Below are 16,087 nucleotides of genomic sequence, written 5' to 3'. Positions count from 1 at the left end.
CCTCGCCGCCCGTCCGGTGTTCCCGCGTCGTCAGTCGCGCAGGTGGGGAAGCATCTTGGTGTACGGACGGGCGTTCTCCACCGTGTAGTGCTTGCCGCGGTGGCTGATCTGCTCGCCGGTGAACAACTGCCGGATGATCTGCACCGCCTCCTCCGGTGTCGACCCCGAGCCGGCACCCCCGAGTACCCGGCGGGCAGTCGGCCTAACGGCGCGTGAGGGGTGTCCGGTGCGAGAGGGGCCACTGGGAAATCGATCGCGCGATCGGTCACGGCTGAAGTGACCCTCTCGGCCACGGTCAGCTCCATGCCCATCTCGGCCCGTTCTTTCGTTACAGCGGCGGCCCAGGGGTACCCGTGTGACGCGGCCGGCGTCGTCCGTCGTCCGTCGTCCGGCACCCGTTCCCCCACACCCCGTGGAGCAGGCCCGTGAAAGCCCTAGTCATCGCATCTCGGCCCCGGACCGGGCCCCGACAGCCCCGGTCGGGCGCACGGCCTCGGCCGCACGATCGCCGACAACCTCCACGGAGTGGCCCGGGCGCTCGCCCAGCACCCGCTGACGGCACACGGCTGACAGAAGTCCCGCGATGACGGCCGAATCCCTCACCTCCGCCTCCCGGTTCCGCTGCTGGACCCCGCCCGGGGTCTACCGGCCGCAGACCGACACCGGGCTGCTGCGGCGGGCGCTGCACCGGGAGCGGATCACCAGCCGTACCAAGGTCCTGGACCTCGGAACCGGCAGCGGAGCGCTCGCGGTGGAGGCGGCACGGCTGGGTGCCAGGGTGACTGCGGTGGACATCTCGTGGCAGGCCTTGGTCTCCGCCTGGTGCAACGCCCTGCTGAACGGGCAGGTGGTGCGTGTCCGCCACGGTGACCTGGCATCCGCCGTCCCCGGCCGCCGGTTCGACCTCGTGGTCACCAATCCGCCGTACGTCCCCGCCCCGCCCGGCGACGGCCCGCCCCGGGGCCCCGCCCGCGCCTGGGACGCCGGGACGGACGGCCGACTGCTGATCGACCGCATCTGCGCGGCGGCGCCGACGGTGCTGCGGCCGGGGGGCCGACTGCTGATGGTGCACTCGCACCTCAGCGGTGTGGCGGAGACGCTGACACGGCTGCGGGCTGCGGAACTGCGCGCCGAGGTCGTCGACCGTACCCGGTTGCCCTTCGGCCGCGTACTGCGTTCCCGGCTCGACTGGCTGCGCGAACGCGGGCTGGTCGCCGACAGCAACGACCGTACGGCGGAGGAGCTGGTGGTGATCCGTGCCGAACACATCTGAACGGCCGCGCCGTATCCGCGTCCAGCGCGACGGCCCAATCCTGGTGGAGGGACCGGTCGAAGTGCTGGGCGAGGAGGACGAGGCGACCGTGTCCCGGCGCATCACTGCCGCAGCACCTTCGCCACCGGTCAGTTGCTGCACATCGCCCTCGACGGCAGCGGCGCCCGGCGACACCGCCACCGAGCATCCCCGTGAGGTCGTACGCGCCCTGATCGCCGCGGTCACCGACGTCTGCCACGGACACCTGGCCGACGCGACGCCACCGTGCTCTGTTTGGACTGGCACGGCCCCCGTACCGAAGAAAGCCCCACCCCGGCACCCCCGAACACATAACAGGCCGGCCTGCGAAAGGGCAGGACCAGGGTTGACGCGCACGACAACCCCGGGGGCTGCTTCCTGTGCCGAATCAGTCGCGACGGGCTGTGCAACTCCGGCAGTGGACCGACCAGTTGCAGAGCGACGGAAACGCGCACCGCGTGCTCTTCCCGCACGCCGTGGACGACCGCCGGCAGCACGGAGCCGAGATCGCCGTGGAGGTCGTTGCGACCGGCCACTCCTACGAACGTTCACCGGACCACGGACACCGAATAGCCGCCGCCAGCCGCGGAAAAGACCCCGTCCGCCGAACCGTTCCCGGCCGACCGGACGCGCGGTCGTACGCTGCACCTGCGGCCTCGACAGCGGCATCGTGAGTCAGAACGACACCGGCGGCCGTTCGGTTCGCACAGCGCCGAGCATGATGCGGCCGATCGCGGCAGTCGCCTCGGTGTGACTCATCCGGCCGGCGCTCGCCTCGCGTGCGAGCGCTTCGGCGGCGCCGATGACACCGAGCATGAGCACCTTGCCCTCCCTCTCCGGCAAAACCACAAACTGTTCGAGGGCCGCCAGGTAGGTTTCGGCGTAGCGCTCCCGGCCTTCGCGTAGAAGTTCCTCCGTCTCCGCACCGGCGGACAGCGCCGCCGTCACCGTTCCGAACTCCTTGCCGATATGGAGTACACAATCCACGTACGCCTCGGCGAGGATCACGACTGCCTCTTCGAGCGTGTGGGCTTCGGCCTCCAGAGCGGCTCGGGCGGCCGCCGTCTGCTGGTCGTCGATCCGTTGGTACAGCGCCTGCAACAACCCGGTGCGGGTCTGGAAGTGCTCATAGGCGATCGGTTTCGACACACCCGCGTCCTCGGCCACGCGAGCCAGGGTCAGGACGTCGGCTCCTTCGGCGCGCACGATGGCCAGCGCGGTGTCGAGGAGTTGGAGGCGTCGCTGGGCCCGTGACATTCGCCGCGCAACCACAAGATGCCTCCGTCGTCCCTCACCGGCAGGTTACCGAAGCCAGCCTACTAGGTGTAACTTACCGTTGGCTCGGCCCTGCCGACGCGGACAGCGATGTTCGTCGGCTCACGACTCTCGGGCCAGAGTCGTGATGGCATCGGCGACGTCCTCGTAAAGCGCGGCCGGCAGGTTGTGGCCCATGCCCGGGATGGCCAAGAGCTCGGCGCCCGAAATGCATTCGGCGGTGTCCTGACCCGCCTCGATGGGCACCAGAGGATCATCGGTGCCGTGAATCACCAGCGTCGGAGCAGTGATTCCCTTCAGTTTGTCGCGCCGGTCGCCACCGGTGGCGATGGCGGCGAGTTGACGGCCGCAGCCCGCGGGGGCAAAAGCGCGCCGCGCCGCCTTCAGCAGACGGGCACGCAGTCCCGCCTCGTCGTCCGGGTATCCGGGGCTCCCGAGGGTCTTGGCGACGTGGAGCGCGTGAGCGAGATAGGCATCCTCGTCCGATGGATCGGGTGTGGGGGCGATGAGAACCGCCAGGGCTTCCGGGCGTGCCAGGGGGATCGCCGGGTTGCCCGTGCTCGACATGATCGAGGTCAGGGACAACACACGTGCCGGGTGGTCGGCCGCGAGAAGTTGGGCGATCATGCCGCCCATGGACACGCCGACCAGGTGCGCACGTGTAACTCCGAGTGCGTCGAGTACCGCCAACGCGTCGACGGCCATGTCCTCCAGGCCGTAAGGCACGTCGGGCGCCAGACCTTGAGCGGCTTCCGCCAGTGCGGTGGTCCAGTCCGGCACAGGTTCTTCGTCGAGATGTGTCGACAGGCCGGCGTCACGGTTGTCGAAGCGGATCACCCGGAAACCACGGTGAACGAGAGCCTGGTGGAACCCGTCGTCCCATTTGACCATCTGGTCGCCCAGTCCCTGCACGATCAGCAGAGGCTCGCCCGACACGGGCCCGAGCGTGTCGTACTCCAGCGCTATCCCGCCGACATGGACCACGGCCATGTGAAGTCCTCCTTCGCGAGTACGGAAGCACGTCAGTCGAGCGCCTGAGCGAGGTCGGCGATCAGGTCGTCATGGTTCTCGATGCCGACGGAGATACGGATGAGCGCGTCCGACAGGCCGATCTCTTCCCGAAGGTCCTTGGGCACACCCGAGTGGGTTGTCGACGCGGGGTGGCAGATGAGTGTTTCGGTGCCGCCCAGGCTCACGGCGAGCTTGCACACGGCAAGTCTGTCGAGGAAGGCGAAGGCTTCCTTCTCCCCGCCCTTGACGGAGAAGGAGAAGGTCGATCCCGGCTCGGTCGACTGCCGCAGAAACACCTCACGGGCAGGGTCGCTCGCGTCGAGGAAGCCCAGGTAGTCGACCTTGTCGATCTTCTCGTGCCGCCGCAGGTACTCGGCGAGGCGACGAGCGTTGTCGTTGGCCCGCTCGGCACGGATCTTCAGGGTCTCGAGGGATCGCAGCAGCATCCAGCTGGTGTGCGGGTCCAGTTGTGTTCCCAGGGCGCTGCGGGTCTGCACAACCTTACGGACGTACTCCGCGCTGCCCGTCACTCCGCCAGCGATGAGGTCGCTGTGTCCGCCCACGTACTTGGTGAGCGAGTAGACGGCCAGATCGGCTCCGTGCGCAAGCGGCTGCTGGAACATGGGACCGAGAAGGGTGTTGTCCACCACGACGAGCGGACGCCGGCCCTGACGGCGGCCTATTTCGTCCGCGACATCCGCCGTCAACCGGAGATCGACGAGCCCCCCGGTGGGATTGGCGGGTGTCTCGACGAAGATCACGCCGACGGAACCCTTGCTCATCGCCTCGTCCGCCGCGGCTCGGACACAGTGGATGTCGAGGCCGTCGGTGAAGCCGACAGCGTCGATACCGAAACCCGACAGCGTGTTGCGGATGAACGTCTCCGTGCCACCGTAGAGCGGTCGGGAGTGCAGGATCACATCACCCGGCCGAAGAAAAGTGAGCGCGGTCGTGGAGATCGCCGCCATTCCCGAGGCGAATACCGCACCGCGTTCGGCATCGTCCCAGACGGCCAGTCGGTCCTCCAGCATTTCGAAGTTGGGGTTGTTGAAGCGCGAGTAGACGAGACCGGCCTCCTCCCCCGCACGCGCCTCACGCCGTCCAGCCGTGATGTCGAACAGGTCCTTGCCCTGCTGCGCCGTCTCGAAGACGAACGTCGAGGTGAGGAATACCGGCGGCTTGAGGGAACCCTCCGAGAACGCCGGCGAATAGCCGTACCCCATCATCAACGTCTCCGGCCGCATGGACCGCCGGGCGATGGTGCGGTTCTTGTAGTCTTTCGACTTCATTTCACTTCCCTCTTCGAGATGATCGCTGACGGTGGACGGAGATGAGTCTTCTACGCCGACTCACGGAGAACGAGGAGAACACCGCACGCCTCTTGCGGCGGCACCACAAGCCCCGCGGCCGTCTCCTCGAAGGTGACACGGCCCTGGCGAAGGCAGTCGGCCGCCGTTTTCGCATCGCGCACCTTGACCGCCAGGACCGCGGGTCCTTCGGCCGCCACGGCGGACGTGTCGGCACCGGCATACCTTCGCGCCAGCGCGGCCCGCGTCGTGTAGAGAATCGGCGTGCCGCCGGTCGCGACCGTTACCTCCCCCTCTCCATTCTTCGAGGGAGTGCTGTCGAAAAGGCGCGCGTTGTCCGACGCGAGACCCTCCGGGTCCGGAGTTGTCACCGCGAGGTGTTCGATGCCCCACGCGGTGTTCGCGTGCTTCATCAGCGAGGGCACCCAGGTGTGTTCCGGAGTGTGCGCCTGACTGCAGAAGAACTGGCAGTACGGCGCCTTGACGTCGGGGAACTCCGCGATCATGAACGAAGCCTCCGCTTTTTCCCCACCGGGCAGGTCGACCGGCCTGCGTACGTGGTGCGGCTTTCTTGCCTCGATACCGGCCGACCGCACTTCTACCGATGCGGCCACGACGTCGTCCGTGCTCAGGGCAATCGCAGCGATACCTTCACGGAAACTCAACACGTGGCGCAATTCCTGGTTGAACGCTGTCGGCTCGATGATTCCGATGAGCTCTACGTAGTCACCTTCGAGCATGACGGTGTAGTTGCCGGTTCCCATATCTGCGCCGTGACGGCCGAACGGCGACAGCGTGAACCCCATTCTCGTGAATGCGTCATGAGCTCGCCCGAAGTCGTTCACGAGGACGCAGCAGTGATCGATGCCCTTCAGATGACGTCGCATGGGACATTCCCCTCGATGCTTGACGACGCGCCGAAACGGCGCGCCTGCCTTGTTTGGGAGCACATGAAGTCTGTTCCGAAGCGGACCGCAGGATCGCATGCCGATTTCCGCCACCGGCGCTTGCAGGTAGGTCTTCCTGGGGGTGTGAAGTCAACCTGGGATCGGTAACCTACCATCCGTAGCTTGCGCGTCAAGAGCACAGGCGAACGAGCTCCGGGAGGACGTCGTGCCGCACACCTTGAACCTTCGGCGGCCCGTGGAGCAGCGCGCCGATGGCCCACACGGACGTCGCCGAGGCCGCCGTTACCGACGGCAAGCGGGGCGGACGCCGACCGGCCGGTCTCCCCGGCGCCGTCCGACATCCCCTGCCGCCCGTCTCCGGCTTGGCCGTCCCCTCTTCCGCTGCCGGGACAGCCCTTAGGCTGGCGCGGTGACTGATGAGCAGGGGCGGGTGCAGCCGTCGGGAGTCTGGGCCACGGCGGTGGGAGTGGCCAAGGTGCGGGCGCTGGAGACCGAACGGGAGAACGCGCTGTTCCGTGACCCACTGGCACAGGCCTTCGCCACCGCCGGCGGCCTGGGGCCCTCCACGCCGCCGCTGCCCGGCGACGAGGCCGCACGGCGCCGCCGACTGGGCGTGGCGTTCTCCATCGTCATCCGGACGAAATTCCTCGACGACCTGTTGCAGCATGCCTCCGCGTCCGGGATCCGGCAGGTCGTGATGCTCGGCGCCGGCATGGACAGCCGGGCCTTCCGGATGGACTGGCCCGAGGGCACCCGGCTGTTCGAGGTCGACACCGCCGAGCCACTGGACTTCAAGGCTTCGGTTCTGCGCCGGGAGCGGGCCGTCGCACGCTGTGAGCGGATCACCGTCCCGGTGGACCTGCGTGAGGACTGGCCCACCGCGCTGGCCACCGCGGGGCACGACCCGGCGGTGCCGACCGTGTGGATCGCCGAAGGACTGCTGATCTACCTGCCCGAGGACGCGGTGGAACTGCTGCTGACCCGGATCGGCGCGCAGTCGGCGCCAGGCAGTCGGATGGGGCTGACACTGGGCTCACGCGGCGTCATCGAGCGCTTCGGCGCCGACGCCGTGCCGGGATCGGCGGCGTCCATGTGGGTCTCGGAGATGCCCGACGACCCGGTGGGCTGGCTGGCCGGACACGGCTGGGAGGCCAGCAGCCACACCCTGCGCGAACGCGCTGCCGCCTACGGCCGCCCGATCAGCACGCCGCCGCAACGCGAGGAACGGCCCGGCGGACTGATCTCGGCGATCCGCCGGTAGAGCGCCTCCCGGTTCCCCCGATGATCGAGCCTGCCGGAGGACTCGGAGGGCCGGAAGACCATGTGGGAGCGCGGCCCTGAGGCGTTACTGCGCTCCCACATGAATGTCCTCCCGCTGCCGCCTCCTGAACAGCGCATCGCCCCGGAGGTCGATGGATCACAGCACTGCACCCGCGGCTGCGGGCACACCAGAAAACGGTCAGAGAGCAGGAGCGCCGGCGGTGCCGTCCTTGGCGGATGCCGGCGCGAACTCGGCCTCGCCCGCCGACGTGAGGGACGAGGCCGGGTCGGCTGCTCGCGAGGCCATGGCCGTGCGGGCCTGAGATGTGTGCAGTCGCAGGGTGTAGACATCGGGGCGGGTGTAGTGACCGACTGCGTCGCGTGCCGTCTTGATCAGGGCCGCCGCCGACAGGTCGAGGTCGGCGAACAGCATTCCCTCCGCGTCAGGAGCGAGCGGTTCAGCGAGATCGCTGCCGTCCGGGCCGTAGATGCGTGCGAAGCCGCCACCGGATCCGAGGAGTTCCTTGTGCTCGGGCTTCGTGCAGAAGAAATCGACAGCCGTGGGGGTCACGACCTGTGTGGCGCACACGACGTACGTCTGGCCCTCCAGTGCGTACATCCGGGTGGCATCGCTCTGCCGGTCAGCACTCATCAAGGGGATCCCGGGCTGGTACCACGACATCCCCGGCCAACTGGCGACGTGCACCTGCTCGTTCTGCATGAACATGGCCTGCTTGGTCAGGGGCTGGAAGTGCTCCCAGCAGTTCAACGCTCCGACCCGGGCGAAGGGGAGCTGGTGGACCACCAGGTCGGAGCTGTCGCCTCGCCCGAACACCGTCTGCTCGACGTAGGCCGGCTGCAGCTTTCGGCGTGCCTGGATGAGGTTGCCGTCAGGGCCGATGATCAGCTGGCCCATGTAGAGGGTGCCGCCGGAACGCTCGCTGATCCCGATGACGACGGCGATCTCGTGTTCTCGCGCCGCGTCCAGGAGCTTGGCCACCTGCGGGCCGTCGACCTCGGGCGAGTTGGCCAGGTAGCGGCCCGCGAAGTTCGTGAGGCTGTGGGCCGGGCTGTCGAGCCAGATGTGGTACGGATAGCCCGGGACGAACACCTCGGGGAACGCGATCAGCGCCGCGCCGCCACGAGCGGCTTCGCCTATGAGTGAGATCGCTTTGTCGACGGTGGCGTCGAGGTCGAACCACACCGGTTCGGCCTGGACGGCGGCCACCCGGAATGTCGAGCTGTAGTCGATCACCTGTTGCTCCTCTCGAACGGGGTAGGGGCACCGTAGATCGCGCAGTCAGGACGCTCTTGTCCTCAGGTGCCGCGGCTCTTGTCCGATGACGCCGGAGTTCTTTCGTACGATGACCTCGTGGCGATGGTGTGAGGAACACGGCTTCTCCGCGCGGGAGTTCGGAAGGTGCCGGGCCGTGCGGATCGCCCACGTCGATCGCCGCCGAGGAGCTGAGCGCGAAGGAGCGGGCTGGTGAAGACGCCGATGGAACGCCGGGGCGGCGAGCCGGGTGCTCACTGGCACGACGCGCTGTGGCGTACCTGCCCGCCGGCTGCTCAGGCATTCGACGGGCGGGTACGGTCGCGTTGTGTCGGGGACATCCGGATCTCGACATCGGCCCTCGGAGCACGGGACGTGTTGTGGTCCCGGCAGCACATCGCGCAGCCGATGGATCGGTTCATGCTCATGTGGGTGCAGCACTCAGGCACCACGGAAGTCCGACAGCGCGGCAACCGAGCGGTTCTCGCCGCCGGCGATCTGACGGTCGTCAACGTCAGCGAGCCCTACCGGATCAGCACATCGAGCGACTCACGCTCCCGGGTGTTCCGCGTGCCCCGGAGCCGGTTCGGCAGCTCGCAGTCGTCAGTCGCGCGTCTCGCCGGTGTACCCATCTTCGGGACGACGGGATCGGCGCGCGTCGTATCGAGCTTCCTCGACGCCGTGGCCGACGAGACCACCGGCTCGGGCACGGACGTCAGCCCCGCCATCGTCGGTCAGGGGATCAGCCTCATCAGCGCCCTGGCCGAGGAGCTCGCCTCCGCCGCGGACGCCTCCACCGCGGAGGGCCGCGACCTGATGGCACGCATCGTCTCGTACATCGACGAGCATCTCGGCGACCCCGAGCTGACGGTGGCCTCGGCCGCCCGCGCCCACAGCATGTCCGTACGGTCGCTGCAAAGACTGTTCGCGACCACCGGCCGGACGGTGTCGGAGACGGTCCGAGACCGTCGCCTGGAGGCGATTCGCCACGAGCTGGAACAGCCCCGCTCCCGGACACGCACCATCGCAGCCATCGCCCGAGATCTCGGATACACCGACGCACCGCACTTCAGTCGCTCGTTCCGCCGCGCCTACGGGGTCAGCCCCCGGGAGTGGCAACGGCTTTCGGCCGCGGCCGACGGCTGAGGCACACCGGCCGATGACATCGATGGGGACGGTTGCGCTGTGCAGCAGCTCAGCCGCTCGCCGCAGCCTGTGAGTCCTCGCGTACCCATCGGTTCTCGGTGAAGTCAGTTCTCGGGGAGTTCGGCTCTCTCGCGGGCTTCCAGGACCTCCCCGGCGTGCGCTTCGGCCCATTCCCGCACGGCTGCGATGGACTGAAGCAGGCTGTGACCGAGGCCGGTGAGGCGGTACTCCACTTTGGGCGGGACCACCGGGTAGACCGTGCGCTCGACCAGCCCGTCCCGCTCCAGGGCGCGCAGTGTCTGGGTGAGGACCTTGGGGGTGATGACGGCGATCCGGTCGCGCAGTTCGGAGAACCGGTGCACTCCGTCGCTGAGGGCAAAGATGATCAGCATGGTCCATTTGTTGCCCACGATGCCCAGGGCCACCTGGGAGGGGCAGGTGGGATCGAGCACGTCCCTCACAGTATCCATAAGGTGAGTATGGCACTTTGAAGTACTCAGTTTCCCATGTATAGCGTCCGATTCATGAGGCGCTCACGGCGGGCGCCGTCAGGGATCCGGAGAAAAGAAATGCACGTTTTTCTGACGGGTGGCAGCGGCTATGTCGGCTCGGCGGTCCTGCGCCGTCTGGTCGGGGCGGGACACCGGGTGACGGCACTGGTACGCAGCGAGGAGTCGGCGGCGAAGGTCTCCGCGGCGGGTGCCGGGGCGCTGTTCGGCGACATCACCGACGTGGCATGGCTGGCGGAGCGGATGGCGGAAGGGGACGGGGTCATCCACACGGCCAGCCCCAACGACGCGACCAGCGAGCAGGTCGACCGGGCGGTCGTGCAGAGCGCCGGGCGAGCCTTGGGCGGAACCGGCAAGCCGTATGTCCACACGAGCGGAATGTGGGTGTTCGGCAGCGGTGACCGCATCACCGAGCAGAGCCCCTTCGACCCGGTCGCCGCGCTCGCCTGGCGTCCGCAGGTGACGCAGGAGGTGCTGGCGATGCCCACCCGGACCGGCATCGTGCTCCCCGGTGTCGTCTACGGCCACGGCCACGGCGGCAGCATCCCCACCCTCATCACCCAGGCACCCCGCACCGACACCGGTGCGCTCACCCTGCTCGGCGACGGCACCCAGCACTGGGTCACCGTGCACGTGGACGACCTGGCGGACCTCTACGCCCGCGTGCTGCTGGACGGGCGAACCGGCTCGTACTGGATCGGCTCCGACGGAAGGAACCCCAGCGTGCGCGCGCTCGGTGAAGCCGCCTCCCGGGCCGCGGGCGCACACGGTGCGGTAGTTCCCGAGAGCACCGAAGACACCACGCGGCGGCTGGGCGCATTCGCGGAAGGAGTGCTGCGCAGCCAGTCGGCCACCGGCGACAAGGCCCGTTCGGAACTGGGCTGGAAGCCTGTCCGGTCCTCCCTGCTGGAGGAACTGGAGCACGGCAGCTACGCCCCCGGCGGTAGGGCCTTGAACTAGGCGTTCTGCGGCTGCTTGAAAGATCTGTACGGCACGGAGGCGAAGCCCTGGCCCGACCCGCCCCACCCTCCACCACGTCACCGGGGCCCGCCTTCTGGATCACCTCGCGGACCAGATGAGGATGCCCGCGACGCGGAGGGCGGCGACGCGGAGGGCAGCGAGGCGGGGCCGGCAGCCGTGCGGCGGACCGCCCAGGCCCGGCTCGCCCCATCGTGCCTCGGCCTGGTGGTGGCCGTCGATGACGAACCGCGCCGCCCGTGGGACATCCACAGGCGGCAGCCAGGCGAGCCGGCCCTCCTTGAGTGCGCCGAGCGCCTTCTCACGGTCGAGTCCGATTTCAGCAACGAGGTCGGCGAGATCTTCGTCTCGGCCCAGGTGACACCCCTCCTCAAAATGAGCGGCGACAATCCGCGGAACTCCCGGTAGTCCTGTTCGCTTCCCTCGAACTCCTCGGACAGATCCGGCGCGAGTTCGAGCACCGATTGAAACGGCATGCTCCTCGTCGACTTCAGCAACCTGTAAAAAAAACAGAAGTCTGCCGACGGCCGCCCGCCGTCCCGTCGCATACTCCCCGGCGTCGGGACGTTCCCGAGCCGGACTCCGGCGCTCTCCTCCAGAGTGCCGGAGTCCGGCTCTTTCCTGTCCCCGTACAGGCTGGGCGGCAGTACCCCCACCCACAGCACGCCTCGGCACCTCACCGGCCACATCCGTCATGTGACTGCCCCCAACTACCCATCCCACCAAGGCCATTGAGGCAAGCACTGCGGATATGCCCCGGCCAGGGACACACGCGGCACGGCGGATGGCCGCAGGCGGCATCCGGACCGGCAGGTGCTCCAGGGCATCCTGTTCGGGCCGCGCACCCGATCATCCGGGAACACCACCGCGGGAACGCGTATGACCGCGAGATCCGACGAAGCCCCGCCGACCGAGGCAGGACGAGCAGCGAACCGTGTGTCCCGTCCAAGGCGAACCTGCGGGACAGCCAGGGGTTCCAGCCGCCGACCCTCGCGGCACCCGCCATCCGCTTCCGGTATGGACCGCGCCGACGGTGACATGCATGCATCCGGGCCAAACCTGCCGCCAGAAGCTCGCGAAACTCAGCTCACCAGACGTCTACCTACCTCAACGGCTCTCGCGGGGTGGGTAGTTCGGGGCAGTCACATGACGGATGTGGCGATCGGGGCGCCAAAGCAAGCTGTGAGTCGTCGCCGAGGCCGGGTGCAGGAGTGGTCACCGTCGACACCGCACCATCGCCGTACCTCTCGCACCCCTCGTCACCCCGCAGCGCGCCGCCTGGTCTCCGCGCTGTCGAGCGACGGGCGTGCACCCCACCCCCACGCAACCAACTGGATGGTTGCGATGTGGCGAGGACGGTGCTAGCTTTCCAGCAAGCCAAACAACCAGTTGGATTTAGGGGAATGATCATGGCAGCGAAGACGTGGTTCGTCACCGGAGCCTCGGCCGGCATCGGCCGTATCGTCACCGAGCAGCTGCTCGAACGCGGCGATCTGGTCGCGGCCACCGCCCGCCGTCCCGAGGCGCTGGCCGACCTGGCCGCCAAGTACGGCGCCCGGCTGTGGACCGCGGCACTCGACGTGACCGACACCCAGGCGCTGGGCGACGTTGTCGAGCGCGCCTTCTCCGAGCTCGGCCGGCTCGACGTCGTCTACTCCAACGCCGGCCGCGGTTCCCTCGGTGCCGCCGAGGAGATGACGGTCGAGGCCATCGACGAGCAGATCGCGCTCAACATGACCGCCCCGATCCATCTGCTGCGGGCCGTACTCCCCCACTTCCGGGCCCAGGGCGGAGGCCGGTTCATCCAGATGTCCACCATGGGTGCCCACATCTCGACGCCCGGCGCGAGCATGTACCACGCCTCGAAGTGGGGGGTCGAAGGCTTCTTCGAGTCGGTGATCCCCGAGGTGTCGTCCTTCGGCGTCGGCATCACCATGGTCGAGCCCGGCATCATCCGCACCACTTTCGGCGCCAACCTCGACATCGCACCGGGCATGCCCGAATACGCCGGCACCCCGGTCGGCCGGATGCGCCAGTACGTCGAGGCTGTCGACAACGTGACGGCCGAGGCTCCCGGCGACCCGCAGAAGGTGGCCGCCGCGATCATCGCCTCCGCCGACTCCGCGGTGGCTCCCCGCCGCCTGGCCCTCGGCAGCGACGCCTACAACGCCATCCGCGCCGCCCTCACCAACCGTGTCGAGGAGCTCGACGCCGGCAAGCAGACCGCCGCGTCCGTCGACTTCTAGAGCACACCGACCTCCCGACCACCGAACTTCCCGACCATCAAACACCCACAGGGGTCGTCGACCCGACGGCCTCATCCCGTCCTGCGTGCACCGAGCGCGTTCGACCCCCACTCACGAAAGCGGAAACATCCCATGTCCCAGGTTCTCGCCATCTTCGGTGCCGGCTCCGGCCTCGGCACCGGCCTCGCCCGACGCTTCGGCAGGGAGGGCTTCCGGGTCGCGCTCGTCGCCCGCCGCGCCGACAAGCTCAACGCGCTGGTGGAGGAACTCGCCGCCGACGGCGTCGAGGCCGCCGCGTTCCCGGCCGACCTGTCCGACCCGGCGGGCGCCCGCACCGTGGTCCAGGCCATCCAGGACCGCTTCGGACGCATCGACGTCGTGTCCTACCAGCCGCTTCCCGGCGGCACCGCCTTCGTCCCGGCCGCCGAACTCGACGCCGAGCGCCTGAGCCACTGGGTGAACCTCTTCCTGCTCACCCCGGTCGAGATCGCCCACGCCGTCCTGCCCGACATGATCTCGCGGAAGACCGGCGGGTTCATCGTCACCGGCGGCTTCACCGCCGCCGACCCGCAGCCCTTCATCAGCGGCATCGGCCCGGCCATGTCCGCCATCCGCAACTACGTCTACTCCCTCAACGGCGAGGTCGCCGACAGCGGCGTCTACGCCGGCGTCGCCACCCTGGCCGCATTGATCAAGGACAGCGAGTCCTACCGGGCGATGACCCCCGACCAGCTCGCCGAGATCACCGGCGGCACCACCGGCCTGCACGTCATCGACCCCGACGAACTCGCCGAGACCTACTGGCAGCTCTACACCAAGCGCGACCGCACCGAGTACCGCTTCCCCGCGCCTGCCGCCGGCTGAGACACCACCACACCACCCATCCCACCCGCAACTCAGAACTCAGACAAGGACAGAACCATGACCGACCTGACCGGCAAGACCGCCCTCATCACCGGCTCCGCCCGCGGCATCGGCAAGGCCATCGCCCTGCGCTACGCCAAGCTCGGCGCCAACATCGTCCTCAACTACTCGGCCAACGCCGCCAACGGCGAACAGGCACTCAAGGAGGTCCGCGAGCTCGGAGGGCAGGCGATCGCGGTCCAGGCCGACATCTCCAAGGCCGCCGACGTCGACCGCCTCTTCGCCGCCGCCACCGAGCAGTTCGGCTCCGTCGACATCGTCGTGGCCAACGCCGGCCTCGAACTCCTCGGCACCCCGATCGCCGACCTCAGCGACGAGCAGATCGACCGCATGGTCGACGTCAACGCCCGAGGCACGCTCCTGACGTTGCAGCGGGCCGCCAAGAACGTCGCCGACCAGGGGCGCATCATCTACGTCGCCTCCACCGCCATCGCGAACCCCGTGGCGGGGGCGGGCCTCTACACCGCGACGAAGGCCCCCGGCCGCTACTTCGCCGAAGTCCTCGCCCGGGAGACGGCCGAGCGTCGTATCACGGTCAACACCATCCAGCCCGGACCGATCGACGAGGCCGGAGTCTTCATCGACTCCATCCCCACCGACTCGCCGTTCCGCGGCATCCAGGCCGCCGGCCGCATCGAAGACCGTATCGGCACGCCCAGCGATGTCGCCGACGCCGCCGAATACCTGGTCGGCGACCTCGCCACCTGGGTCAGCGGCACCACCATCGCCGTCACCGGCGGACTCCCCCAGTAACAACGGTCGGTCCCGAGGCGACAAGACCACGGGACCACCTGCACCACCCCAACCCACACGGCGCGCCGGGCCCCCGGCGCGCCGTTCGTTCGTCGGAGACACCACGCACGACATCCGCGGGGCCGACGACGCGGGTACACGGTCCATCACCGCCACCTGCGCGGAGGAGGCCACGTCGGATCGGGAGTATCCCCGCGGTGGCGGGGAGCAGTTGTGCGGTGTCGCTTCTGGTCCTGCTGCGGGTGGAACATCCCCGCGGGTGCGGGGAAGGGATCGGTGGGTCTCCCGCAGCGATGCCCATGGAAGATTCCGTCCTCAGCACGGCGGCGCCGGGAGCTCAGAGGGCTATGCCGCCGCTGGCCTCCAGGCGCTGGCCGGTGACCCAACCGATGTCGGGGCCGAGGAGGGCCGCGATCACGCCGGCGATGTCCTCGGGCTCGCCCATCCGGCCCATCGCGGTCCTGCCACCGAGGGCTTCACGCAGCTGAGGAGTGCGCATGACTCCGCCGGCGAAGTCGGTCGCGGTGGCACCGGGAGCGACGGTGTTCACGCTGATCCGCCGCGGCCCGAGTTCGGCGGCGAGGTAACGGGTCAGTGTCTCCTGGCCGCCCTTCATCATGGCGTACGCCGTGGAGCCCGGGTAGTAGTAGCGGGTGAGCGCGGTGGACACGTTCACGATGCGGCCGCCGTCCCGGACCAGCGGCAGCAGCGACTGGGTGAGGAAGAAGACGCCCTTGAGGTGCACGTTCATCAGGGCGTCGAACTCTTCCTCGGTGACGTCGGCGAACGCCGTCCCGGATCCGATGCCGGCGTTGTTGACGAGGAAGTCGAAGTCCTCGCGGCCCCAGACGTCCGCCAGGACCTTCCGCACCGTGTCGGCGAAGGCCGCCAGTGAGTGGATGTCGGCGACGTCGAGCCGGAATGCCGCGGCGTTGCGTCCCATCGACCGTACTTCCTCGGCGACGGCGTCCGCCTCGTCGGGGTGGGTGCGGTAGGTGATGATCGGGTCGATGCCGTCCGCGGCGATGCGCAGTGCGGTCGCGCGGCCGAGCCCGCGACTGCCTCCCGTGATGAGGGCGACGCGGGATGTCGAGTGGGCAGTCATGAGTTTCCTTTCCTGAGCATTATTGGTCACTACTTCTGACAGTCACTGATGCTTACTTATTTGGGGGTGTGCCGGATCGTGAGGGTGTGCTTCGGACAGGG

At 68.6% G+C, this 16,087-nt stretch carries 15 protein-coding genes and 2 pseudogenes; 9 read left to right on the top strand and 8 right to left on the bottom strand.

Going from position 1 to position 16,087, the window contains the following annotated elements:
• Positions 1-57: 57 nt before the first annotated feature.
• A pseudogene (locus tag AB0F77_RS27685) lies at positions 58-153 on the bottom strand (LLM class F420-dependent oxidoreductase); the annotation flags it as partial.
• Between the two features lie 430 nt (positions 154-583).
• Between AB0F77_RS27685 and AB0F77_RS27680 the strand changes: the two are divergent.
• On the top strand, positions 584-1,273 hold the full coding sequence (locus AB0F77_RS27680) for a HemK2/MTQ2 family protein methyltransferase (RefSeq protein ID WP_361954215.1): 690 nt from the start codon (positions 584-586) through the stop codon (positions 1,271-1,273).
• A gap of 169 nt (positions 1,274-1,442) precedes the next feature.
• Positions 1,443-1,606 (top strand): annotated as a pseudogene (locus AB0F77_RS27675) (serine/threonine-protein phosphatase); the annotation flags it as partial.
• 360 nt (positions 1,607-1,966) lie between these two features.
• On the opposite strand, the gene AB0F77_RS27670 reads toward AB0F77_RS27675, so the two are convergent.
• The 4 genes from AB0F77_RS27670 to AB0F77_RS27655 all read right to left on the bottom strand — a co-directional run bounded on the left by AB0F77_RS27670 (position 1,967) and on the right by AB0F77_RS27655 (position 5,771).
• Positions 1,967-2,548 carry a TetR/AcrR family transcriptional regulator gene (locus tag AB0F77_RS27670; protein ID WP_361954213.1) on the bottom strand — a complete coding sequence of 194 codons (582 nt, stop codon included), beginning with the start codon at positions 2,546-2,548 and terminating at the stop codon, positions 1,967-1,969.
• A gap of 120 nt (positions 2,549-2,668) precedes the next feature.
• Entirely contained in the window at positions 2,669-3,556 is an 888-nt protein-coding gene (locus tag AB0F77_RS27665) for an alpha/beta hydrolase (RefSeq protein WP_361954211.1), read from the bottom strand.
• 32 nt (positions 3,557-3,588) lie between these two features.
• Positions 3,589-4,866: a cystathionine gamma-synthase family protein gene (locus AB0F77_RS27660; RefSeq protein WP_361954209.1), complete on the bottom strand. Its 1,278-nt coding sequence runs from the start codon at positions 4,864-4,866 to the stop codon at positions 3,589-3,591.
• Positions 4,867-4,916: 50 nt separating this feature from the next.
• Positions 4,917-5,771 carry a VOC family protein gene (locus AB0F77_RS27655; RefSeq protein WP_361954206.1) on the bottom strand — a complete coding sequence of 285 codons (855 nt, stop codon included), beginning with the start codon at positions 5,769-5,771 and terminating at the stop codon, positions 4,917-4,919.
• Between the two features lie 430 nt (positions 5,772-6,201).
• On the opposite strand from AB0F77_RS27655, the gene AB0F77_RS27650 reads away from it, so the two are divergent.
• The gene (locus AB0F77_RS27650; RefSeq protein ID WP_361954204.1) at positions 6,202-7,053 is read left to right on the top strand and encodes a class I SAM-dependent methyltransferase; all 852 of its coding nucleotides are present in this window, start codon (positions 6,202-6,204) and stop codon (positions 7,051-7,053) included.
• A gap of 198 nt (positions 7,054-7,251) precedes the next feature.
• Here the strand turns inward: AB0F77_RS27650 and AB0F77_RS27645 are convergent, their stop codons facing one another.
• Complete coding sequence (locus AB0F77_RS27645) at positions 7,252-8,307, bottom strand: carbon-nitrogen hydrolase family protein (RefSeq protein ID WP_361954202.1); 1,056 nt, start codon at positions 8,305-8,307, stop codon at positions 7,252-7,254.
• A gap of 243 nt (positions 8,308-8,550) precedes the next feature.
• On the opposite strand from AB0F77_RS27645, the gene AB0F77_RS27640 reads away from it, so the two are divergent.
• The gene (locus AB0F77_RS27640; RefSeq protein WP_361954261.1) at positions 8,551-9,471 is read left to right on the top strand and encodes a helix-turn-helix domain-containing protein; all 921 of its coding nucleotides are present in this window, start codon (positions 8,551-8,553) and stop codon (positions 9,469-9,471) included.
• 104 nt (positions 9,472-9,575) lie between these two features.
• Here AB0F77_RS27640 and AB0F77_RS27635 read toward each other — a convergent pair whose 3' ends face one another.
• Positions 9,576-9,941, bottom strand: coding sequence for a helix-turn-helix domain-containing protein (locus tag AB0F77_RS27635; protein ID WP_361954200.1), 366 nt, complete (start codon positions 9,939-9,941; stop codon positions 9,576-9,578).
• Between the two features lie 99 nt (positions 9,942-10,040).
• Here AB0F77_RS27635 and AB0F77_RS27630 point away from each other — a divergent pair, with 99 nt between their 5' ends.
• The 5 genes from AB0F77_RS27630 (at position 10,041) to AB0F77_RS27610 (ending at position 14,881) form a co-directional block, all read left to right on the top strand.
• The gene (locus tag AB0F77_RS27630; protein ID WP_361954198.1) at positions 10,041-10,940 is read left to right on the top strand and encodes an NAD-dependent epimerase/dehydratase family protein; all 900 of its coding nucleotides are present in this window, start codon (positions 10,041-10,043) and stop codon (positions 10,938-10,940) included.
• 177 nt (positions 10,941-11,117) lie between these two features.
• Positions 11,118-11,366, top strand: a complete 249-nt coding sequence (locus AB0F77_RS27625) for a hypothetical protein (RefSeq protein WP_361954196.1) — start codon at positions 11,118-11,120, stop codon at positions 11,364-11,366.
• A gap of 1,001 nt (positions 11,367-12,367) precedes the next feature.
• On the top strand, positions 12,368-13,204 hold the full coding sequence (locus AB0F77_RS27620; RefSeq protein ID WP_361954194.1) for an SDR family oxidoreductase: 837 nt from the start codon (positions 12,368-12,370) through the stop codon (positions 13,202-13,204).
• Between the two features lie 132 nt (positions 13,205-13,336).
• Positions 13,337-14,068 (top strand): SDR family NAD(P)-dependent oxidoreductase, encoded by a 732-nt coding sequence (locus AB0F77_RS27615; protein ID WP_361954192.1) that lies wholly within the window; start codon positions 13,337-13,339, stop codon positions 14,066-14,068.
• A gap of 57 nt (positions 14,069-14,125) precedes the next feature.
• Positions 14,126-14,881 (top strand): SDR family NAD(P)-dependent oxidoreductase, encoded by a 756-nt coding sequence (locus AB0F77_RS27610; protein ID WP_361954190.1) that lies wholly within the window; start codon positions 14,126-14,128, stop codon positions 14,879-14,881.
• A gap of 337 nt (positions 14,882-15,218) precedes the next feature.
• On the opposite strand, the gene AB0F77_RS27605 is transcribed toward AB0F77_RS27610, so the two are convergent.
• A complete protein-coding gene (locus AB0F77_RS27605) occupies positions 15,219-15,986 on the bottom strand; it encodes an SDR family oxidoreductase (protein ID WP_361954188.1) in 768 nt (255 codons plus the stop codon).
• Between the last annotated feature and the right edge of the window lie 101 nt (positions 15,987-16,087).

Source organism: Streptomyces sp. NPDC026672, assembly GCF_040638185.1.
Lineage (GTDB): Bacteria > Actinomycetota > Actinomycetes > Streptomycetales > Streptomycetaceae > Streptomyces.
Note: the sequence above shows the minus strand (reverse complement) of the source record. Positions and strands in the feature narration are given on the sequence as shown.